Source organism: Nocardioides cremeus, from assembly GCF_030518195.1.
In the GTDB taxonomy this organism is placed as follows: domain Bacteria; phylum Actinomycetota; class Actinomycetes; order Propionibacteriales; family Nocardioidaceae; genus Nocardioides; species Nocardioides cremeus.
The window spans coordinates 246,732-268,623 of sequence record NZ_JAULSC010000003.1 but is presented as its reverse complement, the minus strand read 5'-3'; the positions used below and the strand labels follow the sequence as shown (position 1 = coordinate 268,623).

At 73.7% G+C, this 21,892-nt stretch carries 23 protein-coding genes; 7 read left to right on the top strand and 16 right to left on the bottom strand.

The window, feature by feature from the left end; all coding sequences use genetic code 11:
• Window positions 1–42: 42 nt before the first annotated feature.
• Window positions 43–1,125 (bottom strand): 4-hydroxy-2-oxovalerate aldolase, encoded by a 1,083-nt coding sequence (gene dmpG / locus QWJ41_RS05595; RefSeq protein WP_302706312.1) that lies wholly within the window; start codon window positions 1,123–1,125, stop codon window positions 43–45.
• Window positions 1,122–2,075, bottom strand: coding sequence for an acetaldehyde dehydrogenase (acetylating) (locus QWJ41_RS05590; protein WP_439117307.1), 954 nt, complete (start codon window positions 2,073–2,075; stop codon window positions 1,122–1,124). The genes dmpG and QWJ41_RS05590 overlap by 4 nt, the downstream gene beginning before the upstream one ends.
• Before the next feature lie 26 nt (window positions 2,076–2,101).
• Between QWJ41_RS05590 and kstD the strand changes: the two genes are divergently transcribed.
• Window positions 2,102–3,859 carry a 3-oxosteroid 1-dehydrogenase gene (kstD, locus tag QWJ41_RS05585; RefSeq protein WP_302706309.1) on the top strand — a complete coding sequence of 586 codons (1,758 nt, stop codon included), beginning with the start codon at window positions 2,102–2,104 and terminating at the stop codon, window positions 3,857–3,859.
• Window positions 3,859–4,737: an enoyl-CoA hydratase ChsH3 gene (gene chsH3, locus QWJ41_RS05580; protein ID WP_302706307.1), complete on the top strand. Its 879-nt coding sequence runs from the start codon at window positions 3,859–3,861 to the stop codon at window positions 4,735–4,737. Before kstD ends, chsH3 begins: the two co-directional genes overlap by 1 nt.
• 16 nt (window positions 4,738–4,753) lie before the next feature.
• On the opposite strand, the gene QWJ41_RS05575 is transcribed toward chsH3, so the two are convergent.
• Genes QWJ41_RS05575 through QWJ41_RS05565 form a run of 3 tightly spaced genes read right to left on the bottom strand, consistent with a single transcriptional unit; the run spans window position 4,754 to window position 6,963 of the window.
• On the bottom strand, window positions 4,754–5,182 hold the full coding sequence (locus tag QWJ41_RS05575; protein ID WP_302706305.1) for a glutaredoxin domain-containing protein: 429 nt from the start codon (window positions 5,180–5,182) through the stop codon (window positions 4,754–4,756).
• Entirely contained in the window at window positions 5,182–6,402 is a 1,221-nt protein-coding gene (locus QWJ41_RS05570; protein ID WP_302706303.1) for a DUF480 domain-containing protein, read from the bottom strand. The genes QWJ41_RS05575 and QWJ41_RS05570 overlap by 1 nt, the downstream gene beginning before the upstream one ends.
• Window positions 6,403–6,447: 45 nt before the next feature.
• Window positions 6,448–6,963 (bottom strand): 2'-5' RNA ligase family protein, encoded by a 516-nt coding sequence (locus tag QWJ41_RS05565; RefSeq protein ID WP_302706301.1) that lies wholly within the window; start codon window positions 6,961–6,963, stop codon window positions 6,448–6,450.
• Between the two features lie 46 nt (window positions 6,964–7,009).
• On the opposite strand from QWJ41_RS05565, the gene QWJ41_RS05560 reads away from it, so the two are divergent.
• Window positions 7,010–7,324, top strand: coding sequence for a DMT family transporter (locus QWJ41_RS05560; protein ID WP_302706299.1), 315 nt, complete (start codon window positions 7,010–7,012; stop codon window positions 7,322–7,324).
• Here the strand turns inward: QWJ41_RS05560 and QWJ41_RS05555 are convergent.
• Together QWJ41_RS05555 and QWJ41_RS05550 are read right to left on the bottom strand one after the other, a co-directional pair.
• The gene (locus tag QWJ41_RS05555; RefSeq protein WP_302706297.1) at window positions 7,317–8,825 is read right to left on the bottom strand and encodes a cryptochrome/photolyase family protein; all 1,509 of its coding nucleotides are present in this window, start codon (window positions 8,823–8,825) and stop codon (window positions 7,317–7,319) included. The genes QWJ41_RS05560 and QWJ41_RS05555 overlap by 8 nt on opposite strands.
• Window positions 8,826–8,872: 47 nt before the next feature.
• Entirely contained in the window at window positions 8,873–9,289 is a 417-nt protein-coding gene (locus QWJ41_RS05550) for a hypothetical protein (RefSeq protein WP_302706295.1), read from the bottom strand.
• Window positions 9,290–9,423: 134 nt separating this feature from the next.
• Here QWJ41_RS05550 and QWJ41_RS05545 point away from each other — a divergent pair, with 134 nt between their 5' ends.
• A complete protein-coding gene (locus tag QWJ41_RS05545) occupies window positions 9,424–10,254 on the top strand; it encodes an MBL fold metallo-hydrolase (protein WP_302706293.1) in 831 nt (276 codons plus the stop codon).
• Window positions 10,255–10,263: 9 nt separating this feature from the next.
• Window positions 10,264–10,995, top strand: coding sequence for a dienelactone hydrolase family protein (locus QWJ41_RS05540; RefSeq protein WP_302706292.1), 732 nt, complete (start codon window positions 10,264–10,266; stop codon window positions 10,993–10,995).
• Here QWJ41_RS05540 and QWJ41_RS05535 read toward each other — a convergent pair.
• The 7 genes from QWJ41_RS05535 to QWJ41_RS05505 all read right to left on the bottom strand — a co-directional run bounded on the left by QWJ41_RS05535 (window position 10,985) and on the right by QWJ41_RS05505 (window position 17,152).
• Entirely contained in the window at window positions 10,985–11,863 is an 879-nt protein-coding gene (locus QWJ41_RS05535; RefSeq protein WP_302706291.1) for a phosphotransferase family protein, read from the bottom strand. The two genes, QWJ41_RS05540 and QWJ41_RS05535, sit on opposite strands and share 11 nt — an antisense overlap.
• Window positions 11,864–11,942: 79 nt before the next feature.
• Window positions 11,943–12,419, bottom strand: a complete 477-nt coding sequence (locus QWJ41_RS05530) for an MOSC domain-containing protein (RefSeq protein WP_302706290.1) — start codon at window positions 12,417–12,419, stop codon at window positions 11,943–11,945.
• Between the two features lie 9 nt (window positions 12,420–12,428).
• Entirely contained in the window at window positions 12,429–13,604 is a 1,176-nt protein-coding gene (locus tag QWJ41_RS05525; RefSeq protein WP_302706288.1) for a lipid-transfer protein, read from the bottom strand.
• Window positions 13,601–14,020 carry a MaoC/PaaZ C-terminal domain-containing protein gene (locus tag QWJ41_RS05520; RefSeq protein ID WP_302706286.1) on the bottom strand — a complete coding sequence of 140 codons (420 nt, stop codon included), beginning with the start codon at window positions 14,018–14,020 and terminating at the stop codon, window positions 13,601–13,603. Before QWJ41_RS05520 ends, QWJ41_RS05525 begins: the two co-directional genes overlap by 4 nt.
• Window positions 14,017–14,424 carry a Zn-ribbon domain-containing OB-fold protein gene (locus QWJ41_RS05515; RefSeq protein ID WP_302706284.1) on the bottom strand — a complete coding sequence of 136 codons (408 nt, stop codon included), beginning with the start codon at window positions 14,422–14,424 and terminating at the stop codon, window positions 14,017–14,019. Before QWJ41_RS05515 ends, QWJ41_RS05520 begins: the two co-directional genes overlap by 4 nt.
• On the bottom strand, window positions 14,421–14,966 hold the full coding sequence (locus tag QWJ41_RS05510) for an FAS1-like dehydratase domain-containing protein (protein WP_302706283.1): 546 nt from the start codon (window positions 14,964–14,966) through the stop codon (window positions 14,421–14,423). Before QWJ41_RS05510 ends, QWJ41_RS05515 begins: the two co-directional genes overlap by 4 nt.
• Window positions 14,963–17,152 carry an acyl-CoA dehydrogenase family protein gene (locus QWJ41_RS05505; RefSeq protein ID WP_302706281.1) on the bottom strand — a complete coding sequence of 730 codons (2,190 nt, stop codon included), beginning with the start codon at window positions 17,150–17,152 and terminating at the stop codon, window positions 14,963–14,965. Before QWJ41_RS05505 ends, QWJ41_RS05510 begins: the two co-directional genes overlap by 4 nt.
• Window positions 17,153–17,266: 114 nt before the next feature.
• On the opposite strand from QWJ41_RS05505, the gene QWJ41_RS05500 reads away from it, so the two are divergent.
• Window positions 17,267–18,124 (top strand): alpha/beta fold hydrolase, encoded by an 858-nt coding sequence (locus tag QWJ41_RS05500; protein WP_302706279.1) that lies wholly within the window; start codon window positions 17,267–17,269, stop codon window positions 18,122–18,124.
• Here the strand turns inward: QWJ41_RS05500 and QWJ41_RS05495 are convergent.
• Window positions 18,105–19,505: a WS/DGAT/MGAT family O-acyltransferase gene (locus tag QWJ41_RS05495; RefSeq protein ID WP_302706277.1), complete on the bottom strand. Its 1,401-nt coding sequence runs from the start codon at window positions 19,503–19,505 to the stop codon at window positions 18,105–18,107. The two genes, QWJ41_RS05500 and QWJ41_RS05495, sit on opposite strands and share 20 nt — an antisense overlap.
• 100 nt (window positions 19,506–19,605) lie before the next feature.
• Between QWJ41_RS05495 and QWJ41_RS05490 the strand changes: the two genes are divergently transcribed.
• Window positions 19,606–20,844 (top strand): alpha/beta hydrolase, encoded by a 1,239-nt coding sequence (locus tag QWJ41_RS05490; RefSeq protein ID WP_302706275.1) that lies wholly within the window; start codon window positions 19,606–19,608, stop codon window positions 20,842–20,844.
• On the opposite strand, the gene QWJ41_RS05485 is transcribed toward QWJ41_RS05490, so the two are convergent.
• On the bottom strand, window positions 20,841–21,797 hold the full coding sequence (locus QWJ41_RS05485; RefSeq protein WP_302706274.1) for a response regulator transcription factor: 957 nt from the start codon (window positions 21,795–21,797) through the stop codon (window positions 20,841–20,843). The two genes, QWJ41_RS05490 and QWJ41_RS05485, sit on opposite strands and share 4 nt — an antisense overlap.
• Window positions 21,798–21,892: the final 95 nt, after the last annotated feature.

Genomic DNA, 21,892 nt, shown 5'->3' with positions numbered 1-21,892 from the left:
CAAGATTAGAACACGTTCTAGTCTGGGACAAGGAGCAGGCCCTCACCCGTTGGCCGCGGCCTTGTCCTGCTCGGCACGCAGCATCAGCGCGATGTCGACGAGCTGGTCCTCCTGGCCGCCGATCAGCTTGCGCCGGCCCGCCTCGAGCAGGATCTTGGCCCCGGAGACGTCGTAGCGCTCGGCGGCGTTGCCGGCGTGCTTGAGGAAGCTCGAGTAGACCCCGGCGTAGCCCATCATCAGCGTCATCCGGTCGAGCCGGCACTCCTCGGGCATGGCCGGCCGGATGACGTCCTCGGAGGCGTCGACGATCTGCAGGAAGTCGACGCCGGTGCGCCAGCCGACCTTGTCGCAGACCCCGATGAACGCCTCCAGCGGCGTGTTCCCGGCCCCGGCGCCGAAGCGGCGCACCGAGCCGTCGATCTGGGTGGCTCCGGCCCGCGCCGCGATCACGGTGTTGGCGACGCCGAGCCCGAGGTTCTCGTGGCCGTGGAAGCCCACGTCGGCGACGTCGCCGATCTCGGCGACGACCGCGGCGACCCGGTCGGCGGTCTGCTCCATCACCAGCGCCCCGGCCGAGTCGACGACGTACACGCACTGGCAGCCCGCCTCGACCATGATCCGCGCCTGCCTCGCCAGCACCTCCGGCGGCTGGGTGTGGCTCATCATCAGGAAGCCGACCGTCTCGAGGCCCAGCTCGCGGGCCAGGCCGAAGTGCTGGATCGAGGTGTCGGCCTCGGTGCAGTGCGTGGCGATCCGGCAGATCTGGCCGCCGTTGTCCTGCGCGGCGCGGATGTCGTCCTTGGTGCCCACGCCGGGCAGCATCAGGAAGGCGATCCGCGCCCGGGTCGCGGTCTCGGCCGCGGTGCGGATCAGCTCCTGCTCGGGGGTGCGCGAGAAGCCGTAGTTGAACGACGAGCCACCCAGCCCGTCGCCGTGGGTCACCTCGATCACCGGGATGCCCGAGGCGTCGAGGGCGGCCACGATGTCACGCACCTCGGTGGTGGTGAACTGGTGGCGCTTGTGGTGCGAGCCGTCCCGCAGGCAGGTGTCGGTCAGGCGCAGGTCGAGGTCGCCGCCGTGGCGTCCGCTCCACGTGCGGGCCAGGTCGTCGCGTGCGGTGCTCATCGGGTGGCCCCCTGGGTCAGGTCCTGGGTGAGGTTCCGGGTGGATCGGGCGATGGTGTCGCCGACGCGGGCGGCCGCGGCGGTCATGATGTCGAGGTTGCCGGCGTACGGCGGCAGGTAGTCGCCGGCGCCCTCGACCTCGACGAAGACCGAGACCTTGAGCTGGCCCTGCGTGGCTGGCGAGGGCTCGTCGAGCTGGGGCTCCTGGAGCAGTCGGTAGCCCGGCACGTACTCCTGGACGGCCTTCTCCATGGCGGTCACCGAGGCGAGGATCGCGTCGCGGTCGGCCTCCGGCGGGACGGCGCAGTAGATGGTGTCGCGCATGATCATCGGCGGCTCGGCCGGGTTGAGGATGATGATCGCCTTGCCGCGGGCCGCGCCACCGATGCTCTCGACCCCCGCGGCCGTGGTGCGGGTGAACTCGTCGATGTTGGCGCGGGTGCCGGGGCCCGCCGACATCGAGGACACCGAGGCCACGATCTCGGCGTAGGACACCCCGCCGACGTCGGCCACGGCCCGCGAGACCGCCGCGACCATCGGGATGGTGGCCTGGCCGCCGCAGGTGATCATGTTGACGTTCATCGCCTCGACGTGGTCGTCGCCGTTGACCGGCGGGATCACCGCCGGCCCGACCGCGGCGGGGGTCAGGTCGACCGCGCGGATGCCCCGCTCCTCGTAGCGCGGCGCGTACTCACGGTGCACGTAGGCCGAGGTCGCCTCGAAGACGAGGTCGGGCAGCTCGTCCTGCTCCAGCAACCAGTCGACCCCCTGGTGGGAGGCCTGCAGGCCCTGCTCGGCAGCGAGCCGCAGACCCTCGGAGGCCGGGTCGACCCCGATCATCCAGCGGGGCTCGACGTGCTCGCTGCGCAGCAGCTTGAACATCAGGTCGGTGCCGATGTTGCCGGGCCCGACGATGGCGGCGGTCAGCTTCTGGTTGCTCACGGCGGTCATGCTAGAACCTGTTACAGTTTTGCGCCATGACGGGTACGCCGCGCGCTCCTCGAGCCGCCACCAGCACCATCACCGCGACCGATCCCCTGCCCACCGAGGTCGACGTCGTCGTCGTGGGCGCCGGCGGCGCCGGGATGACCGCGGCGCTGGCCGCCGGCACCGCCGGCCTCGAGACCCTGCTGGTCGAGAAGAGCGGCTACTTCGGCGGCTCCACCGCCCGCTCGGGCGGCGGCGTGTGGATCCCCGGCAACTACGCGCTGCGCGAGGCCGGCCAGGTCGACGACGGCGACCACGAGCAGGCGATGGCCTACCTCGAGGCCATCGTCGGCGACGTCGTGCCCCGGGTGCGTCGCGAGACCTACCTGCGCCGCGGTCCCGAGGTGATGGACTTCCTGCGCGAGCGCACTCCCCTGCGCTTCGCCTGGGTGCCCGGCTACAGCGACTACCTGCCCGAGCAGCCGGGCGGGCGCGCCGCGGGCCGCAGCTGCGAGCCGGTGCCGATGGACGCCTCGTTCCTGGGCGCCGAGCTCGAGCGGCTGCACCCGGCGTACAGCAAGGCGCCGGCCAACATGATCGTCACCCAGGCCGACTTCCGGAAGATCAGCCTGGGCATGCGCACCTGGCGCGGCCCGGCGACGATGCTGCGGGTGCTGGTGCGGCGGATCGTGGCCGGGCTGCGCCGGCAGCGGATGTACGCGATGGGCAACGCCATCGTCATCGGGCTGCGCCAGGGGCTCGTCGACGCGGGCGTGCCGCTGGCCTACGACACCGCGCTCGACGAGCTGCTGCTCGAGCACGGCCGGGTGGTCGGCGTGCGCGTGACCCGTGGCGGGCAGCGCCACGAGGTCCGCGCCCGGCGCGGCGTGGTGCTGGGCAGCGGTGGCTTCGAGCGCAACCTGCAGCTGCGCGAGCAGCACCAGCCGCGCCCGACCTCGGTCGAGTGGACCACCGGCTCGGAGTTCAACACCGGCGCCGGGCTGCTGGCCGGCATCGCTGCCGGCGCGCGGACCGACCTGCTCGACGACGCGTGGTGGGGCCCAACCATCCCGCTGCCCGGCCGGCCGTGGTTCTGCCTGGCCGAGCGCAACCTGCCGGGCTCGATCATCGTCAACGGCGCGGGGCGCCGCTTCATGAACGAGGCGCTGCCCTACGTCGAGGCGGTGCACGAGATCTACGCCGGCGAGGCCACCGGCGTGCAGCACGTGCCGGCCTGGATGGTCTTCGACCAGCGCTACCGCAACCGCTACCTCTTCGCCGGCCTCGGGCCGCGCCAGCCCTTCCCCGGGCGCTGGTACAAGGAGGGCGTCGTCAAGAGGGCCGACTCCCTCGAGGCGCTCGCGGAGCAGATCGAGGTGCCGGTCGAGGGCCTGGCCACGACCGTCGAGCGCTTCAACGCCTTCGCCGCCAGCGGTGTCGACGAGGACTTCCACCGCGGCGACTCGGCCTACGACAAGTACTACTCCGACCCGACGGTCAAGCCGAACCCCTCGCTGCACCGCATCGACCAGGGCCCCTTCTACGCGGTCAAGATCGTGCCCGGCGACCTGGGCACCAAGGGCGGGCTGGTCACCGATGAGCAGGCGAGGGTGCTGCGCGAGGACGGCTCGGTGATCGCCGGCCTCTACGCCGCCGGCAACGTGTCGTCGGCCGTGATGGGCCGCACCTACGCCGGCCCCGGGGCGACCATCGGCCCCGCGCTGACCTTCGGCTACCTGGCCGTCGAGCACCTGGCCTCGCAGGAGGCCGCGACCAGCACCCCCGGACCGGCCGAGGAGGCTTCCTGATGCCCATCGACCCCGCCGTCGCCATCGGCGCCGACCTCGGCACCCGCACCTTCAGCTGGGACGCCAGCGACGTGCTGCTCTACCACCTCGGCATCGGCGCCGGCTCGCACCCGGGCGACCAGGTCGACCCCGGCGCGTTGCGCTGGACCCTCGACGGCCCCGGGCTGCAGGTGCTGCCGTCCTTCGGCGTCGTGGCCCCGACCTTCCACGAGACCGACCCGCCGCCGCTCGACCTGCCCGGCTGCGACATCGACCTGGCCCAGGTGGTGCACGGCTCGCAGTCGATCACCGTGCACGCCCCGCTGCCCACGGCCGGCTCGGCCAGCGTCAGCACCCGCATCAGCGACGTGTGGGACAAGGGCAAGGCCGCGGTCGTCTGGCAGGAGGCCACCGCGTCGGCCGCGGACGGCGAGGCGCTGTGGACCACGCGCTCGTCGATCTTCGTGCGCGGCGAGGGCGGCTGGGGCGGCGAGCGCGGCTCGTCGCAGTCGGTCGAGCTGCCCGACCGGGCCCCCGACACCGAGACGTCGTACGCCGTCACGCCGCAGCAGGCGCTGCTCTACCGGCTCTGCGGCGACCGCAACCCGCTGCACGCCGACCCCGACTTCGCGAAGGCCGCCGGCTTCCCCGCCCCCATCCTGCACGGGCTGTGCTCCTACGGCATCGTGCTGCGCGAGCTGACCGAGCAGCTGCTCGGCGGTGACGCCACCCGGGTCGGGGGCTTCTCCGCGCGCTTCGCGGGGGTGGTCTTCCCCGGCGAGACGATCGGGGTGCGCGGCTGGCGCGAGGACGCACGCGTGGTGGCCTCGGCGACGATCGCCGGCGGCGAGCGCGACGGCTCGCCGGTCCTCGCCGACTGCGTGGTCGACCTGGCCTGAGCCTGGCCGGGACCGGCTACCGGCGGCCGGGGCCGGCCAGCTGCTCGCGCACCCAGCGCAGCGACGGGGCGGTGCGCACGGTGCCGCGCGAGAACACCGTCGGCACCGTCGCATCGCCGCCGTTGACGCTGCGCACCCGCGCCAGCGCGTCGGGGTCGCTGGAGATGTCGACCCACACCGCGCGACCGCGGGTGGCCAGCAGCCCCAGGCGCAGCTTGAGGCAGTGGTGGCAGCCGGGGCGCCAGTAGACGACCGGCACGCCCTGCTCGCGGCCGCGCTTGCGGCCGGCGGCGTCGCCGGGCGAGCTCGGGAAGAGCAGCGGCGAGAGCAGGAACGCCAACACCACCATCAGGACCGCCGCCAAAATCGACCCCACACCGGGGTCGCTGCCGAGCATCACGCCGGCGGCGACCAGCAGTGCCGCGGAACCACCCCACCTGCCCATCAGGCCCTCCTGCCCAGCACGTAGAGGCGCTGGCTGGTCTCCCCCAGCGCCGTCCGGGGCCCGCGCACGAACCACTCGGCCTCGAGCCCGGCCGCCTCGACTGCCGCGACGACGTCGGCCGGGTCGTGGTGCACGAGCGTGAGGCCACCCTCACCGAGGTCGACGTCGAGCCAGCTCTCGACCCGGCGCACCTCGTGGCCCGCCTGCAGGCCCAGCAGCAGCACCCCGTCGGTGGCCAGCGGGCGCGCGAGGGCGGCGACGGCGTCGGCCAGCTCGGAGCCGGCGAGGTGGATCAGCGAGTACCAGCCGAGCACCGCGCCCCACCCCTCGGCGCTCTCGGGGCGGATCAGCCGGCGCAGGTCGCCGATGTCGAAGCGCACGCCCGGGTGCCGCTCACGGGCCTGCGTCACCATCTCGGGCGAGACGTCGAGGCCCCGGGCGTCGGCGCCCAGCCCGGCGAGGTGCGCGGTGACGTGGCCCGGCCCGCAGCCAGCGTCGACCACCGGCAGCCCGCCCGCGGCCTGCGCCGCCCGCTCCAGCAGCCACCGCTCGAACGGCAGGTCGTCCAGCTCGTCCGCGAAGTGGTCGGCGTAGGTCGCGGCCACGGCGTCGTACGCCGCGCGCACCCGCTCGTCGCGGCGCTCGGGACCCTCGGCCAGCGGGACCTCGCGGTCGACCGGGGCGACCGCCGCGCCCGGCACGGACGCCGGGTCGGGCTCGGCCGGCCCCAGCAGGTGCGCCCAGCGGTGGTCCTGCTCGCGCGGGCGTCGCTCGAGCTGCTGGACCAGCGGCTGGTCCCGAGCGGCGAGCCGGGCCAGGCACGCGGCCACCTCGTCGCGGTCGGCGAAGGCGTGCAACCGCTCGGTGCGGGTGCGCAGCTCGCCCGGCGACTGCGGTCCGCGCAGCAGCAGCACGGTGAGCAGCGCGCGCTCCTCGTCGTCGAGGCCGAGCACCTCGTCGAGCACCTGGTGGTGCTTCAGGGTGCGCCGCCCGGTGTCGGACCACACGATCCGCAGCAGGCCTCGCTCCTTGAGCGCGTGCGCGGTCTGCTTCACCTGCTCCTCGTCGAGGTCGGTGACCGGGTCACGGCTGCTGGACTGGTTGCAGGCGGTGCGCAGGCCGCCCAGCGTCATCGGGTAGGACGCCGGCACGGTCACCTGCTTCTCCATCAGCGCGCCGAGCACACGCTGCTGGGTCGCGTCGAGGGGCTGGTCGAGCATGCCCCCCAACCTAGTGGGCGCCCCCGGCCCGGGCCGAGGCAGGACTCACAGGTCGTGGACCTCGCCGGCGTCGGGGTCCCAGCGCCGCAGCGCGGTCAGGCGCAGCTCGAGGCTGGCGTCGCGGTCGGCGTCGAGACCGGCCAGCACCTCCAGGGCGCGCGGCACGTCGGCGCGCTCGAGCCGCCGCGCCAGGGTCAGGTGCGGCACCCACCCCAGGTGACGGCGCTCCGGCACCTGCACGCGCACCGCGAGCACGCGGCGTACGACGTCGTCGGCGAGCTGGACCGGACGGGCCAGGGTGACCCGGCCCTCGCCCAGCAGCAGCACCCCGCCGACCAGCGCGGTGACCGGCAGCAGGCCGCCGAGGCGGGCCCGGGCGACGTCGAGGGCGGCGTCGGGCAGCGCCTCGGCCTCGACGACGCTGACGTGCGGCGCGTTGGTGGCGCCCCGGTGGTCGAGCTGGGAGGGCAGCCCCGCGTCGGCCAGGGCCTGCCACTGGGCGCGGACCGCCTCCTGGCCCTCGTCGTCGGGGAGCAGCTCGAGGGAGTGCAGGCGCGGCATGGGCCCCATCCTGCCCCGTGAGCGGTCCTGTGCCACGATCCACCTCATGGCCTGGTTCGTGCTCGTCGTCTCCGGTGTCCTCGAGGCCGTCTGGGCCACGGCTCTGGGCCGCTCCGACGGCCTGAGCCGCCTGGTGCCGTCGGTGGTCTTCGGCGTGGCGGTGGTGCTGAGCATGATCGGCCTGGCCCAGGCGATGCGCACCCTGCCGGTCGGCACGGCGTACGCCGTGTGGGTGGGCATCGGCGCGTCGCTGACGGTGGCCTACGCGATGGTCACCGGCGACGAGCCGGCCGACCTCGCGCGGGTCGCGCTGCTCGTCGGCCTGGTGGGCTGCATCGTGGGTCTCAAGCTCGTCAGCTGAGCCAGCGTGCGGCTCGCCGGGTGTGTGCCGCCCTGGTGGCGGGCTCCATCCGGTCGTGCAGGTTGGCGATCATCCGCGAGCGCGGGTTGGCGGCGAAGGCGTCGTGGTGGTCGCGCACGAAGGTCCAGTAGAGCGCGTCCCAGTCGGCCTCCCAGTCGCCGCGGGGCAGGTCGCTCATCTTGCGCAGGTAGTTGGACCCCGAGACGTAGGGCTTGGTGGTGACCGCCTCGCCCGAGGCGAACTGGCTCATGGCGTAGACGTTGGGCACCATCACCCAGTCGTAGGCGTCGACGAACATCTCCATGAACCACTCGTAGACGCTGTCGGGGTCGGTGCGCAGCAGGCACATGGCGTTGCCGAGCACCATCAGCCGCTCGATGTGGTGGGCGTAGCCGGTCTCCAGCACCCGGCGCAGCACCAGGTCGACCGGCTCCAGCCCGGTCTGCGCGGTCCACCAGCCCTCGTCCAGCGCGCGGGCGTGCTCGAGGTGGTTGCGGCTGCGCAGCCCGCGGCCCCACAGCGCGTAGCAGGCGCGCATGTACTCCCGCCAGCCGATCACCTGCCGCACGAACCCCTCGAGGCTGGGCAGCGGCACGTCGTGGGCCTCGGCGTGGTCGAGCGCGCGGTCGAGGACGTGACGGGGGTCGAGCAGCCCGATGTTGAGCCCGGGCGTCATCAGCGCGTGGAAGACGTAGGGGTGGTTGGCCGAGATCGCGTCCTCGAAGGGCCCGAACTGGTCGAACCGCTCGGTGAGGAACTCGTCGTACGACGCCGCCGCCTCCGCGTGGTCGGTGGGCCAGCCGAAGCCACCGGGGTCGCCGGGGTTGTCGGGGAAGGCCCGGCGCACCCAGGCGACCGCCTCCTCGACGTGCGGGTGCCGCTCCTCGCGCCCGGGCCACGAGACCCGGGGCACGGGATGCGCCTTCGGCAGCTTCTTGCGGTTGTCCTCGTCGAAGGACCAGCGCCCGCCCACCGGGTCGCCGGTCTCGGTGACGAGCACGTCGAGGCGCCTGCGCTGCCAGGAGTAGAAGTGCTGCATCCGGGCACTGCGCCCGCGCGGGCCCGAGACGCCGTCGAAGTGCTCGGCCAGCTGGGCCCGGGTGGTGAGGAAGCACGGGGAGTCGAGGACGTCCTCGGCGCGCAGCTCGTAGCCCCCGTCGGCCAGCGCCGCGGTCAGGTCGCGGCTGAGCCAGTCGTCGACGACGTCGTACGCCGTCACCTGCTGCGGCGCGAGCCGCTCGACGACCGCGGCCAGCGCCCGGCGGCTGGTGGTGCGCCCGCCGGTGTCGAGCTGCTCGACCGCGAAGCCGGCCTCGCGCAGGCGGTCGGCGAAGCGCCGCATGCTCGCGCGGTGCAGGACCAGCTTGTGGGTGTGGAAGCGGTACTGCCGGAAGAGCAGGTCGTGCTCGACCAGGACGAAGACGGTGCCGGCCCGGGCGTCCAGGTGCTCCACGAAGAGCTGGTGGGGCAGCACCAGCCGCACGTGCGCGGTCGCCGACATGCCGCGACCCTAGGCAGGCAGGTCGCCATGGCTCCTCACCCGCGGGGTCAGCTGGCCCACGTCAGCGCCACGAGCGTGCCGACCAGGAGGATCTCCAGGACCAGGAGCAACAGTGCGACGCTGGCCAGGGTGCTGGCACACGTGGACGGCCCGCGCGCGGGGGCGGGGCCCGGGCGACCGAAGCCCGCACCCACCCAGGCGAGACCGATCAGCGTGGCCACCGGGACCACGAGGACGGCCGTCATCCAAGGCACGACCGTCAGCACCCACCACGCGCCCATATGCGGGTCCTCTGCGAAGGCCGCGACGACCCACGGCAGCTGCACGAGGACCACGAAGCCCACCAGGACCCAGGCCGCGACCACGAGGACGCGCCGCTGGCCGTCCTGCTCCTGCTCGAGCCCACCGGGCTCCTCGCCGTCCTCGCGCGGGAAGCGGCGGTCGTGCTGCACCCGGGACGACATGCGTCGAGCCTAGTCGCGCCAGGCGCCGGACCCGGCCCGCCGTGCGGCGCTCACCCCGGCGGGCGTGTGTGCGGCGCCGCTGGCGGGGGTACTCGGAGGGCCGACAGACCTGCCGTCAGCGCCTGGGAGGCGACATGGAGCACGAGGCCTCGGAGACCACCCTGCGGTTCGTCGGCACCGCGACGACGCTGCTCGACCTCGGACCGTTCACGGTGCTCACCGACCCGAACTTCCTGCACCGCGGAGAGCGCGCCTACCTGGGCAAGGGGCTGTTCTCCCGACGGCTGACCGAGCCGGCGCTGCAGCCCGAGGACCTGCCCCGGCTCGACGGGGTGCTGCTCTCCCACCTGCACGGCGACCACTTCGACCGGGTGGCGCGCCGGGAGCTCGACCGGTCGCTGCCGGTCTGGACGACCCCAGCCGCCGCGCGGCGCCTCGGGAAGTGGGGCTTCCGCGAGTCCGCCGGGATGAGCACCTGGGAGAGCGTCGAGCTCGAGCGCGACGGCTGGCGCCTGCGGATCACCTCGGTGCCCGGCGTCCACGGGCCCGGGCCCGCACGGTTCCTCCTGCCGTCGGTGATGGGCTCCGTCCTCGAGCTGTCCCGCCCCGACGCCCCGCGGCCCTTCCGGCTCTACGTCAGCGGCGACACGCTCTACCGGCCCTGGCTGCGCGAGGTCGTCGAGCGGTGCGGCCCCCTCGACGCGGCCGTGGTGCACCTGGGAGGCACCCGGGTGCTGGGCCTGACGGCGACGATGGACGACCGGCAGGGCGTCGACCTGGTCCGGCTGCTCACTCCGGGCGTGACGGTGCCCGTGCACCACGACGACTACGGGGTCTTCCGCTCGCCGCTGTCCGACTTCGTGTCCAGGCACGTCGAGGCGGACCTGGCCGGCACGCTGCGGCTGGTGGAGCGCGGCGCGACCGTCGACCTGGGGAACCCCGCGCGGAGCAACCCGGCGCCCTAGAGTCCGGGCATGACGATGCCCGACTGGCCTGGCTCATGGACCCCCGGATCACACACGGCCGACGGGGTCACCCATCCGACGTACCGCCGCGGAACAGGACCCGGCGTGGTCGTGGTCCACGAGATCCCCGGACTGACCGCCGAGGTGATCGGCTTCGCCGACGAGCTCGTCGAGGCCGGCTACACCGTGGTGCTGCCGCACCTCTTCGGCGAGACCGGGCTCCCGATGAGCGCGGGGCAGGTCGCGAAGGTTCTCCCGAAGGTGTGCATCAGCCGCGAGTTCACCGTCATGGCCGCCGGGGAGCCCTCCCCGGTCGTCGGCTGGCTGCGCGACCTCGCCCGCACCCTGCACGACGAGCTCGGCGGGCCCGGCGTCGGCGCCCTCGGGATGTGCCTGACCGGCGGGTTCGCGCTCGCCATGGCCGTGGACACCTCGGTGGCCGCGCCCGTGCTGTGCCAGCCCTCGCTGCCGTTCCCGGTCGGTCGCCGACGCGCCGCCGACCTGGGTCTCTCCCCCGCCGACCTCGACGTCGTCAAGCAGCGCGGCTGCAGCGTGCTGGGCCTGCAGTTCGAGAAGGACCCCACCACCGGCACCCGCTTCGACACCCTCGACCGCGAGCTCGGCGACGCCTTCATCCGCGTCGACCTCCCCGGTCGCGGCCACTCCACCGTCACCGTCCACCGCCGCCAGGAGGCCGTGGACCGCGTGCTCGGCTTCTTCGACGACCTGCTCAGCGGCTAGAGGCGACCCGCTGCATGGCGCGCAGCAGGTGTCCCTCGAGACGCTCGCGCTCGTCGTGCGCCGTGATGAACGAGGCCTTCCCCGGAGGCGGGAGGAAGCCGACGACGTCCATGACGTCGAAGTAGGGCTGCGGTCGAGCACCGGTCCTGTCGACGTACGCCGCGGCGAAGGCGTCGGCCCGCTCGCTGCCGTGCTTGATCGCGATGTTGGTGCAGCAGTGCGCGACATCGAGCCACGCCGGGCCGATGGAGGTCTCGACCCAGTCGACGACACCGGTGACGGCGTCGTCCGACCACAGCACGTTGCGGTGCTGTAAGTCCCGGTGGATCAACGTCGGCTCGTAGCCGGGCGGGTCGGTGCGCAACAGGTCGAAGGCGCTCTCCCACAGGCCGGTGTCCGAGGCCCACCCCGGGACGACGTACTTCGCCTCCCACGCCCAGGACTGGTAGCTCCGGACGTCGACGGTGGGCTGCACGTCGTGGATGTCGGCCAGCACGTCGGCGAGCCGGGCGAGGGAGGCCGGATCGACCCGTCCGACGTCGACTGCCCCCGGCACCCGCGTCATCAGGTGCGCCGACACCCCGCACGCCTCGCCCTCGGCGTCGAGCGCCACGGACCGGGGAGCGGGGACCGCGGTCGCTGCGAGCGCGTGCTGCACCTCGTGCTCCCGGGTGGTCAGCGAAGGACCGTGCGTGCGCCACGGCTCGCGCGTCATCAGCCTGAGCACCAGGTCGCCGTGCGCCCGCGTCGCCAGCCCCAGCATGGTCGAGGTCCAACCGCCCCGCAGCTCCTCCACCCCGACGACGGGCGAGGTCTGCGCCTCGGCCCAACGCAGTGCTGCGGCAACGTCGACGCCGTCCGAGACCACGACGGCATCACACCACGGCTGGCGCGCAGTGGTCACAGACGACAGCGAGACCCGCCTTCGAGATGTCGTCTGTGACCACTCAGTCCCGGAGGGCGGCGCCGAACAGCGTCTGGGACTCGTCGACGCCGTCGAGGGCGACCAGGTCGCCGAGACGGACGACGCCACCCTCGAGCACCCGGCACACCGACCCGCCCCGACGGCGCAGGGCGGCCTGGGCGCCGTCGCCGATGGTGTCGTCGAGGAGCTTGCAGGGCGCGGCGACCCGGACGACCTCGAGCACCACGGGCCCGACGCGGATGATGCTGCCGGGGGCCTGCGGCACGACCCCGTCGGAGACGGTGATGTTGCGCCGGGTCAGCGCGGCCGGCACCAGGGAGCCGAAGACGTCGCTCGCCTCGTCGAGGGAGGACTGGCTCTGGATCGTCACCTGCCGGTGCCGGGCGCCGTGGTAGCGGTCGCCCACGATCCCCTTGGCGGTCTCGACCTCGACCTGCTCGAAGGACCGCATCGGGAGCCGTCGCCCCTTGGCGGTGTGGAGCTGCGAGACGGTCGGCACCCCGTGAGCCTAGGCAGACAGCACCAGCCCGCTCGTCGGCACGCCGGTGCCCGCGGTCACCAGCACGTGCGACGACGCGGCCGCCTGCACCTGGTTGACCGCGGTGCCGCGCACCTGGCGCACGGCCTCGGCGATGCCGTTCATCCCGTGGATGTAGGCCTCGCCGAGCTGGCCGCCGTGGGTGTTGAGCGGCAGCCGGCCACCGATCTCGATCGCTCCGTCGGCGATGAAGCCGGGTGCCTCGCCGCGCCCGCAGAAGCCGAGCTCCTCCAGCTGCATCAGCACGTACGGCGTGAAGTGGTCGTAGAGGATCGCCATCGGCATGTCGGCCGGTGCCAGCCCCGACTGCCGCCACAGCTCGCGGCCCACGACGCCCATCTCGGGGATCCCGATGTCGTCGCGGTAGTACGACGTCATCACGAACTGGTCGCGGCCGCTGCCCTGCGCGGCCGCCGTGACGTACGCCGGCTTCTGGGCCAGGTCGCGCGCCCGCTCGGCCGAGACGACCACGATCGCCTGCGCCCCGTCGGACTCCTGGCAGCAGTCGAGCAGGTGCAGCGGGTCGACGATCATCCGTGAGGCCTGGTGGTCCTCGAGCGTGATCGGGCGGCCGTGGAAGAACGCGTGCGGGTTGGTGGCGGCGTGCCTGCGGTCGGCGACGGCGACACGGCCGAAGTCCTCGGAGGTGGCGCCGTACTCGTGCATGTAGCGGCGCGCCTGCATCGCCACTGTCGCGGCGGGCGTGCCCAGCCCCATCGGGTAGGACCAGGCGTTGTCGAGGCCGTTGGTGTTCACCTGGGTGTTGGCGGCCACCGAGACCTGCCCGAAGCGGTCACCGGAGCGCTCGTTGAACGCGCGGTAGCAGACCACGACGTCGGCGACGCCGGTGGCGACCGCCATCGCCGCCTGCTGCACGGTGGCGCACGCCGCGCCGCCGCCGTAGTTGATGCGGCTGAAGAAGCGCAGCTCGCCGATGCCGAGCTCGCGAGCGACGGCGATCTCGCTGTTGGCGTCCATGGTGAAGGTGGTCAGGCCGTCGACGTCGCCCATCGTCAGCCCGGCGTCCTCGACCGCCGCGCGCACCGCCTCGACGGCCAGCTGCAGCTCCGAGCGTCCGGACTCCTTGGAGAACTCGGTGGCGCCGATGCCGGCGATCGCGGCCTTCCCCGAGAGCGTGCGGCTCATGCGGAGACCTCCCCGACCGCGACCCGCACGGTGCCGACGACGTGGTCGCCCAGCGACACGGCTCCGGTCACCCGCAGCTCCACCACGCCGCCCGCGACCGCGACGACCTCGCCGGTGAAGTGCAGCGTGTCGTAGGGGTACGCCGGGGCCCCGAGCCTGATCGAGATGCCGCGCACGTCGACGTCGTGGCCGAGGTGGTCGGTCACGTAGCGCTCCACCAGCGCCGTCGAGGTGAGGATGTTGAGGAAGATGTCCTTGGACCCGGCGGCCTGCGCGACGTCGCGGTCGTGGTGGACGTCCTGGAAGTCGCGGGTCGCCAGGGCCGTGCTCACCACCAGCGTCGGCGTGATCGGCAGGCTCCAGGCCGGCAGCGTGTGGCCCGGAGCGAGGGTGGTCGTGGGGTGGGCGGTGCTCATGCGCGCCTCCAGGTCGGCAGGGTCAGGTCGTCGTCGACGCGGTGGAGGTCCACCCGCACGTCCATCCCGATCTCGACCTCGTCGTCGGCGACCCCGACGAGCTCACCGAGCATGCGCGGACCCTCCTCGAGGTCGACGAGGGCAATCAGGATCGGCAGCTCCTTGCCGGGCACGGGCGGGTGGCGGTGCACGACGTAGGAGAAGACGGTGCCGCGGCCCGAGACGACGACGTGGCCGCGGTCGAGGGCCAGGCACTCGGGGCACGACGGCCCGGGCGGGTGCCGCAGCGCGCCGCAGGCGTTGCAGGTCTGCACCCGCAGCTCGCCGAGCGCCGTGCCCTCCCAGAAGAAGGCGGTGTCGCGGTTCTGCTGGGGTCGCAGCACGGGGCTCTCCGGGGTGCTCACGACGCGCTCCTCGGCACGAACTTCAGCACCCGGAAGAGCATCGAGGCCACCGCCTCGGGCTCCCCCCGGTCGTCACCGTGGTCGACGTACCAGGTCGAGCGCGAGGTGACGAAGTAGCCGACGCCCATGCCGGTGCGCTTGGGACCGACCACCGAGTCGAGCGCGGTGGTGACCCGCACCCGCTCCCCCACCAGCAGGGTGCGGTGGTAGGTCTGGTCGGAGTTCGTGCCCAGCACCGCGGTGAAGCCCGCGTCGGTGAGCACCCCCATCATCGCGTGCAACGGGTCGTCGTCGGGGGCCCGGCCACCCTGGCCGTACATCGTCCACACCTGCGCCATCGACGGCGGCGCCTCGCCCTCGCGCCAGCGCGGGTTGTCGTTGCCCATCGCCTCGACCCAGTTGCTGATCGTCGGCTGGTTGACGGGGTCGCGCGCCCAGCGCTCCGCGGCCTCCCCCCAGCCGCGGATCCGCTCGGCCTCGGCCATCACCTGCTGGTGCACGTCGGGGGCCACCCCGTGCAGCTCCTGCACCTCCGTGCTCATCGCGGCACCCGCGGCAGCCCGAGCCCGAACATCGCGATCAGCTCGCGCTGCACCTCCTGCACGCCACCGCCGAAGGTGAGCACCAGGTTGCGCTTGGCCTGGGCGTCGAGGTATTCCAGCAGCGCCCGGGTCGCGGGCTCGGCCGGGTCGCCGTGCCGGTGCACGACGGCCACCAGGTCGGCGGCCAGGTGCTGCACCTGGTCGGCGGCGAAGACCTTCGACGACGACGCGTCGCCGACCGAGACCTCTCCGTGCTCGCCGGCGCGGGCGACCTCCCAGTTGAGCAGCTCGTTGACCCGGAAGGCCGCGGTCACCCGGCCCATCACCTCGGCCACGTCGGGCTCCTCGAGCACGTCGTGCGCGGCCGCCCAGCGGGCGACCCGGTCGCGCAGCCCCTCGATGCGGCCGGCGGGCCCGAGCATGACCCGCTCGTGGTTGAGCTGGGTGGTGATCAGGCGCCAGCCCTGGTTCTCCTCGCCGACCAGCATGTCGACCGGCACCCGCACGTCGTTGAAGTACGTCGCGTTGACGTGGTGGGAGCCGTCGGCGGTGATGATCGGGGTCCAGGAGTAGCCCGGGTCGGAGGTGTCGACGATGAGGATCGAGATGCCCCGGTGCTTGGGCGCGTCGGGGTCGGTGCGCACGGCCAGCCACAGGTAGTCGGCCTGGTGGCCGCCGGTGGTCCACAGCTTCTGGCCGTTGACCACGTAGTGGTCGCCCTCGCGGCGCGCCGTGGTGCGCAGCGACGCCAGGTCGGTGCCGGCGTCGGGCTCGGAGTAGCCGATCGCGAAGTGCACGTCGCCGCGCAGGATCCGCTCGAGGAACATCTCCTTCTGCTTGTCGGTGCCGTAGCGGATCAACGTCGGCCCGACGGTCTGCAGCGTGACGGCGGGCAGGTGCACGTCGGCCCACTGCGCCTCGTTGGCGAAGATCGTCTGCTCCAGCTCGCCGAGCCCGCGACCGCCGTACTCGGTGGGCCAGCCGACACCCATCCAGCCGTCCTCGCCCATCCGGCGAACGGTGCGCTGGTAGGTCTCGCCGTGCCGGTCGACACCCATGTCGCGGTGGTCGTCGTCGCCGGCGAGCCCCGAGAAGTACGCGCGCACCTCGGCCTTCAGCTCGCGCTGCGCAGCGCTCAGCTCGAGGTTCTTGGCCTCCGCCGACTCGATCGGCACGTCCGAGGCCAGGGCCCCCAGGTCGTGGGCGATGTCGGTGATCCACGAGAAGTAGCGGTGCAGCGGGTAGGTCTCGTCGACGCCGGTGCCGCCGTGCAGGTGGTGGCAGGTGCGCAGCGCGGCCGGCCCCTGCGAGCAGACCCAGTACGCCGCCACGGCGAGGTCGTCGGCGGCGTCGAGGCCCGCGTCGACCCGCCAGGCGGCGTTGCGCGCGGCCAGGTCGGTGGTGCGCGAGGCGATGTAGACGTCGGCGACCTGCATCGCGACGGCCTGGAACTGGGCCAGCGCGCGGCCGAACTGGTGCCGGTCCTTGACGTAGCCGGCCGTCAGGTCGCGGGCGCCAGCCAGGATGCCGGCGGCGGTGAGGCACAGCCCTGCGGTGGCGTGCGCCTCGAGCGTGGTGGCCGCGCCGTCCTCCAAGAGCTCGGCCGGGGCCCCGTCGAGCACCACCGTGTGGCGGGCCAGCCGGCTCGACGAGGACGACTCCTCGAGGCGCACACCGGGCCCGGCGGGGTCGACGAGCGCCACGACACTGCGCTCCCCGTCGCGTGCCGTGACCAGCAGGCGGGCCGCGGAACCGGCGTGGGTGACCGCGATCTTGCGCCCGCTCACGCTCCCGTCGGTGTACGTCGTGCGCGGCAGGCCACGGGCGCCCGGTCGGCTGCCGACCTCGCGCAGGGCCGGGCTCAGCACGACCTCGCCCGACGCGACCCCCGGCAGCCACTCCTTGCGCTGGGTGTCGGTGCCGTGGCGGACCAGCGTCGGCACCGCGCACGCCAACGTCTCCCAGACCGGCAGGTGGACGGCGCGGGCACCGGTCTCGTGCAGCAGCACGGCGACCTCCGCGAGCCCCATGCCCTCGCCGCCGAGGTCCTCGGGCACCGGCAGGCCCAGCAGGCCGGCCGCGGCCAGGTCGGCCCAGGTCGCGTCGCGCTCGAGCGCCTCGCGCACCACCGTGCGCACCGCCTCCACCGACTCCCGGTGCTCCTCGGCGTCGTATCCGTCAGGCACGGCCGTCCTCCGCTTCTCTGCGTTGTGGTCCTCGGCAGAACTGTAACGTGTTCTACATCAGCCGTCAGGCGTCGTCCCGCCCAGTCGGACCCCCACCCGGACAGGAACCGCCCGTTGCCGCTCCCCCTCCCCCACGAGCTGCCGGTGGGCAGGCTCCTCGACCTGCCCGGTCGCGGCAGCACCTGGATCACCGACACCCCGGGACCCGCACCCGAGGCGATGCCCCTCGTGCTGCTGCACGCCCTCGGGTGCACCGGCCTGCTCACCTGGTTCCCCTCGATCGCCCACCTGTCCCGGCGGCACCGGGTGATCACCCTCGACCAGCGCGGCCACGGCCGGGGCATCGCCAGTGCGCAGTTCTCGCTGCGCGACTGCGCCGACGACGTCGCCGCGCTCCTCGACGCCCTCGGGCTGGAGCGGGCCGTGGTGGTGGGCTACTCGATGGGCGGGGTGGTCGCCCAGCGCGTGTGGCGCCAGCACCCCCAGCGGGTCGCCGGGCTGGTGCTCGCCGCCACCAGCGACCGCTTCCGGCTCACCGTCGCCGAGCGCGCGTTCTTCGCCGGCATGGGGGCCTCGATGCTGGGCGCCCGCGGGATCGCGCGCTCCCGGGTGGCGACCGGTGCGGCGCGCGCGACGGCGGAGGCCCTCGACGCCGACCCCACGGACACCCGGGCCTGGGCGCTGCGCGAGCTCCGCAGCACCAGCCCGTGGTCGGTGGGCGAGGCGCTGACCGCCCTGGGGCGGCACCACTCCCGCCCCTGGCTGGGCCGCGTCGACGTGCCGACCGCCGTCGTGGTGACGAACCGCGACCGCGTGGTCCCGGCGCGCCGGCAGCTCGCGCTGGCCCGCTCGATCCCGGGAGCCACCGTGCACGACATCGACGCCGGTCACGCCGCCTGCGTGCTCGAGGCCGACGTGTTCGTCCCCGCGCTCGCGCAGGCGGTCGCCACCGTCACCGCCCGGGTGCGGTGACCGCGTCCCTCAGCTCGGCCAGGGCCGCGGGGAAGCGCTGCACCAGGTCGTCGACGTCGGGCACCGACTCGCGGCAGGCGATCACGCCGACGTGCAGCTCGCCGGCGTTCGACATCACGGTGATGTTCAGCCCGGCGCCGTGGAAGACCGGGCCCAGCGGGTAGAGCGCCTCGATGCGGGCCCCCACGAAGTACAGCGGCACCGGCGGCCCGGGCACGTTGGAGATCACCAGGTTGTGCACCACCGGGTGCCGCTCGGCCAGGCGCAGTCCGGCGTAGGCACGCACCGCCAGCCCGAAGGTGCGCGGGGCGGCGAACTCGGCCCAGTCCTGCAGCGAGTCGGCGCTGATGGCGTTGTGGTGGTCCTTGGCGTGCCGGTTGCGCACGGCCAGGTCGCGCACCCGCTCCAGCGGGTCCTCGATGTCGGTGCCGAGCCGGGTGAAGAGCGCGGAGACCTTGTTGGCGCCGTCGGAGCGGCGCGACGAGCTGCGCACCGAGACCGGCACCGTGGCCAGCAGCGACTCGTCCGGCAGCTCACCGCGCTCCTGCAGGTAGGAGCGCAGCGCACCCCCGGCCACGGCCAGCACCACGTCGTTGACGGTGGTGCCACTGGCCTTCTTCACCGTCCGCACGTCGTCGAGGTCCATGTCGGCCAGGCCGATCGTGCGGTGCCCGGTGATGGTGCCGTTGAACGACGTGCGCGGCGCGGTCAGCGGCGCGGCCATGGCGGTGCCGGCGCGGGCCCGGCCCACGGTCCTGGTCACCAGCGTGGCCGACGGGCTCACCAGCCGGGCCAGGTGCAGCGGACGGCCGACGGTGCTGAGCACCCCGCGCCCCAGCAGCTCGGCCGGCCCCGGCTCGCGCCGGTGGGTCGCCTCCGGCGCGGGCGCCAGCGGGGCGTCGGTCGCGGAGAGGGCGCACAGGTGGGAGATCAGGTTCGCGCCGGAGACCCCGTCGACCGTGGCGTGGTGCATCTTGCTCAGCACCACCACGCGGCCGTCCTCGTAGCCCTCGATGACCCACATCTCCCACAGCGGGCGGGAGCGGTCGAGCGGCAGCCCGGCCAGGTGCCCCGCCAGCTCGGTCAGCTCCCGGTAGCCGCCGGGCGTGGGCAGCGCGAGCCGGTGCACGTGCCGCTCGATGTCGAAGGAGCGGTCGTGCACCCACACCGGGTGGTCCAGGCCGAGCGGCACCCGCCGCAACCGACGGGTGAAGGCCGGCACCTCGCGCACGTGGGAGTCGATCTGCGAGCGCAGCCGCTCGAAGCCGTACCCGCCCGGCATCGTCGACACGTCCAGCACCAGCAGGCCGCACACGTGCATCAGCTGGGCCGGCGTCTCGAGGTACAAGAAGCTGGCGTCGAGGCCTGAGAGCCGGTCCATGAGCACCTTCCGTTGACTGCAACGTGTTCTAGTTTTGCACATGGCGGGACTTCGCGCACTCCTGCCACGAGGCCCGGGGCCGGGTCCTAGAGTGCGCGCCATGGCCTTCCTCCGACGCCAGGTCGTGACCGCCGCCCTCACCGCCAACGCCGTGCGCCCGCTGCCCGGCTACCGCGCCGGGCTGGCGACGTTCTTCCCCAGCTGGCTCGTCGGCGAGCTCGCGCCGCACGTGCTGGCGGTGACCGTGGCCGACGCGGCCGCCCACGCCCACGGGCCCCGCCGGGACGTCCGGGGACTGGTCCTCGCGGCAGCCAGCACGCTGGGCCTGGTCTTCCTCGTCGGCCAGAGCCGAAGGGTGCGCCAGGACGCCGAGGACTCCCTGGTCGAGGCGCTGGGTGCCGACTTCGAGGAGGGCCTCGAGACCCGCCCGACCCCGGCCGACCTGGCCGTGCCGTGGCGACGCCTGGTCTACCCGTTCCGGATGCGCGAACCCCGGGTCCACGTCGAGCGCGACATCGTCTACCACGAGTCCGCAGGGCGTCGCGGCATGCTCGACGTCTACCGCCCCGCCGAGGTCCCGCTCGAGGGAGCCCCCGTGCTGCTCCAGGTCCACGGCGGCGGGTGGAGCATCGGACGCAAGGACCAGCAGGGGATCCCGCTGATGCAGCACCTGGCCGCCAAGGGCTGGGTGTGCGTCGCGGTGAACTACCGCCTGGCCCCTCGCGACCGCTGGCCCGCCCAGGTCGAGGACGTCAAGAGGGCGATCGCCTGGGTGCGCGAGCACATCGGCGCCTACGGCGGCGACCCCGGCTACCTCGCGATCACCGGTGGCTCGGCCGGTGGCCACCTGGCGGCGCTGGCCGCGCTCACGCCGCACCGGCGCGAGTGGCAGCCGGGCTTCGAGGACGCCGACACCAGCGTCGAGGTGGCGGTGCCGCACTACGGCGTCTACGACTTCGCCGGATCGACCGGGGTGCGGGCCACCGAGCTGATGCGCGACGGGTTCCTGGGCCCCCGGGTGCTGGGTCGGCGCTGGGAGGAGGACCCCGACGTCTTCGAGGACGCCTCGCCCATCCTGCAGGTCACCGAGGACGCCCCCGACATGTTCGTGCTGCACGGCCGCCACGACTCGCTGGCCCCGGTCGAGCAGGCCCGCCTCTTCGTCGAGCGGCTGCGGGGCACCTCACGCCGCTCGGTCGTGTACGCCGAGCTGCCGGGCGCCCAGCACGCCTTCGACGTCTTCCCCTCGATCCGCAGCCAGCACGTGGTGCGCGCCATCGACCGCTACCTGCACTGGCACTGGCACCAGCACCGCGCCCGCACGGGCGCGAAGGTCTAGGCGGGTCCGGCCACGGCCCGGTGCTCGAGGGCCACGGCCAGCCTGGCCGCCCGCGCCAGCGTCGCGTCGAGGTGGCCCAGCGGCGCTCCGACCGAGGCACGCTCCTCCTCGCTCAACGACGAGCGCTCGAGCCTCCCCTGGGCCAGGTGCACCCCGAGCTGCAGCGCGGTCAGGGCGTTGTTGAGGTCGTGCACCAGGGCGCGGGTGTCGTCGCCCGGACCGGGGTCGGGCTCCGCGCGCTCGGGCTCCGCGGGCATCTCCGCGATCCAGCGGTAGCCCGCCCCGCTCTCGGTGGCGACGTACGCCGGGTGGTCGGCGGGGTCCTGCAGCTTCGCGCGCAGCGAGCGGACGTGGGTCCGCAGCGCGGCCCGCGACTCCTCCCCGCGGCCCTCCTCCCACACGCGGGACAGCAGCCAGCCGTGCGTGAGCAGCCGGCCCGGGTGGCCCACCAGCTCCTCGAGCAGCCGCCACTCGGTGGGCGTCAGGTGCACGGGATGGCCGTCGACCGCCACCGTGCGTGCTCCGAGGTCGAGCACCAGCCGGCCCAGCTCGTGTCGCACGGGCCGGGCCGGAGCGGCCTCGGAGGCACCGGCCCCGCTGCGGCGCAGCAGCGCCCGCAGCCGGGCGCCGAGCTCGTCGATGCCGAAGGGCTTGTCGAGGTAGTCGTCGGCCCCCGCCTCGAGCGCCTGCACCTTGCGCGACTCGTCGGTCGAGCCCGACAGGATCAGCACCGGCACGCTCGAGAGCGAGCGGAAGCGGCGCACCACGTCGAGTCCGTGCGCGTCGGGCAGGCCCAGGTCGAGCACCACGACGTCGGGCTCGGCGGTGCTGAGCAGGTCGATGCCGCCTCGTGCGTCGGGGGCCACCACGACGTCGAAGCCGACCCGGCCCAGCGCCCCGCGCAGCGCCTGGCGGAGCGCGGGGTCGTCGTCGACCACGAGCACCTTCGCCATGGCGCGAGCCTAGTGCCGGTCTCCGCGATCCTCACGTTTTCCTCACACCGCCTGTTCCCGTCGACACACGGCCCCCACGGCCACGGGGGCAGCGT

Excerpts from the sequence above, each read along its gene's own strand:
- QWJ41_RS05555 (WP_302706297.1), bottom strand. The coding sequence starts at position 8,825 with ATGTCGGCGACCGCGCACGTGCGGCTGGTGCTGCCCCACCAGCTCTTC.
- QWJ41_RS05540 (WP_302706292.1), top strand. The coding sequence starts at position 10,264 with ATGACGATGCCCGACTGGCCTGGCTCATGGACCCCCGGATCACACACG.
- QWJ41_RS05520 (WP_302706286.1), bottom strand. The coding sequence starts at position 14,020 with ATGAGCACCGCCCACCCCACGACCACCCTCGCTCCGGGCCACACGCTG.
- QWJ41_RS05570 (WP_302706303.1), bottom strand. The coding sequence starts at position 6,402 with ATGCTCGACCAGCCCCTCGACGCGACCCAGCAGCGTGTGCTCGGCGCG.
- QWJ41_RS05485 (WP_302706274.1), bottom strand. The coding sequence starts at position 21,797 with ATGGCGAAGGTGCTCGTGGTCGACGACGACCCCGCGCTCCGCCAGGCG.
- QWJ41_RS05590 (WP_439117307.1), bottom strand. The coding sequence starts at position 2,075 with ATGACCGCCGTGAGCAACCAGAAGCTGACCGCCGCCATCGTCGGGCCC.
- QWJ41_RS05495 (WP_302706277.1), bottom strand. The coding sequence starts at position 19,505 with ATGGACCGGCTCTCAGGCCTCGACGCCAGCTTCTTGTACCTCGAGACG.
- QWJ41_RS05575 (WP_302706305.1), bottom strand. The coding sequence starts at position 5,182 with ATGGGCAGGTGGGGTGGTTCCGCGGCACTGCTGGTCGCCGCCGGCGTG.
- dmpG (WP_302706312.1), bottom strand. The coding sequence starts at position 1,125 with ATGAGCACCGCACGCGACGACCTGGCCCGCACGTGGAGCGGACGCCAC.
- QWJ41_RS05525 (WP_302706288.1), bottom strand. The coding sequence starts at position 13,604 with ATGAGCCGCACGCTCTCGGGGAAGGCCGCGATCGCCGGCATCGGCGCC.
- chsH3 (WP_302706307.1), top strand. The coding sequence starts at position 3,859 with ATGCCCATCGACCCCGCCGTCGCCATCGGCGCCGACCTCGGCACCCGC.
- QWJ41_RS05545 (WP_302706293.1), top strand. The coding sequence starts at position 9,424 with ATGGAGCACGAGGCCTCGGAGACCACCCTGCGGTTCGTCGGCACCGCG.
- QWJ41_RS05510 (WP_302706283.1), bottom strand. The coding sequence starts at position 14,966 with ATGAGCACGGAGGTGCAGGAGCTGCACGGGGTGGCCCCCGACGTGCAC.
- QWJ41_RS05560 (WP_302706299.1), top strand. The coding sequence starts at position 7,010 with ATGGCCTGGTTCGTGCTCGTCGTCTCCGGTGTCCTCGAGGCCGTCTGG.
- QWJ41_RS05565 (WP_302706301.1), bottom strand. The coding sequence starts at position 6,963 with ATGCCGCGCCTGCACTCCCTCGAGCTGCTCCCCGACGACGAGGGCCAG.
- QWJ41_RS05490 (WP_302706275.1), top strand. The coding sequence starts at position 19,606 with ATGGCCTTCCTCCGACGCCAGGTCGTGACCGCCGCCCTCACCGCCAAC.
- kstD (WP_302706309.1), top strand. The coding sequence starts at position 2,102 with ATGACGGGTACGCCGCGCGCTCCTCGAGCCGCCACCAGCACCATCACC.
- QWJ41_RS05550 (WP_302706295.1), bottom strand. The coding sequence starts at position 9,289 with ATGTCGTCCCGGGTGCAGCACGACCGCCGCTTCCCGCGCGAGGACGGC.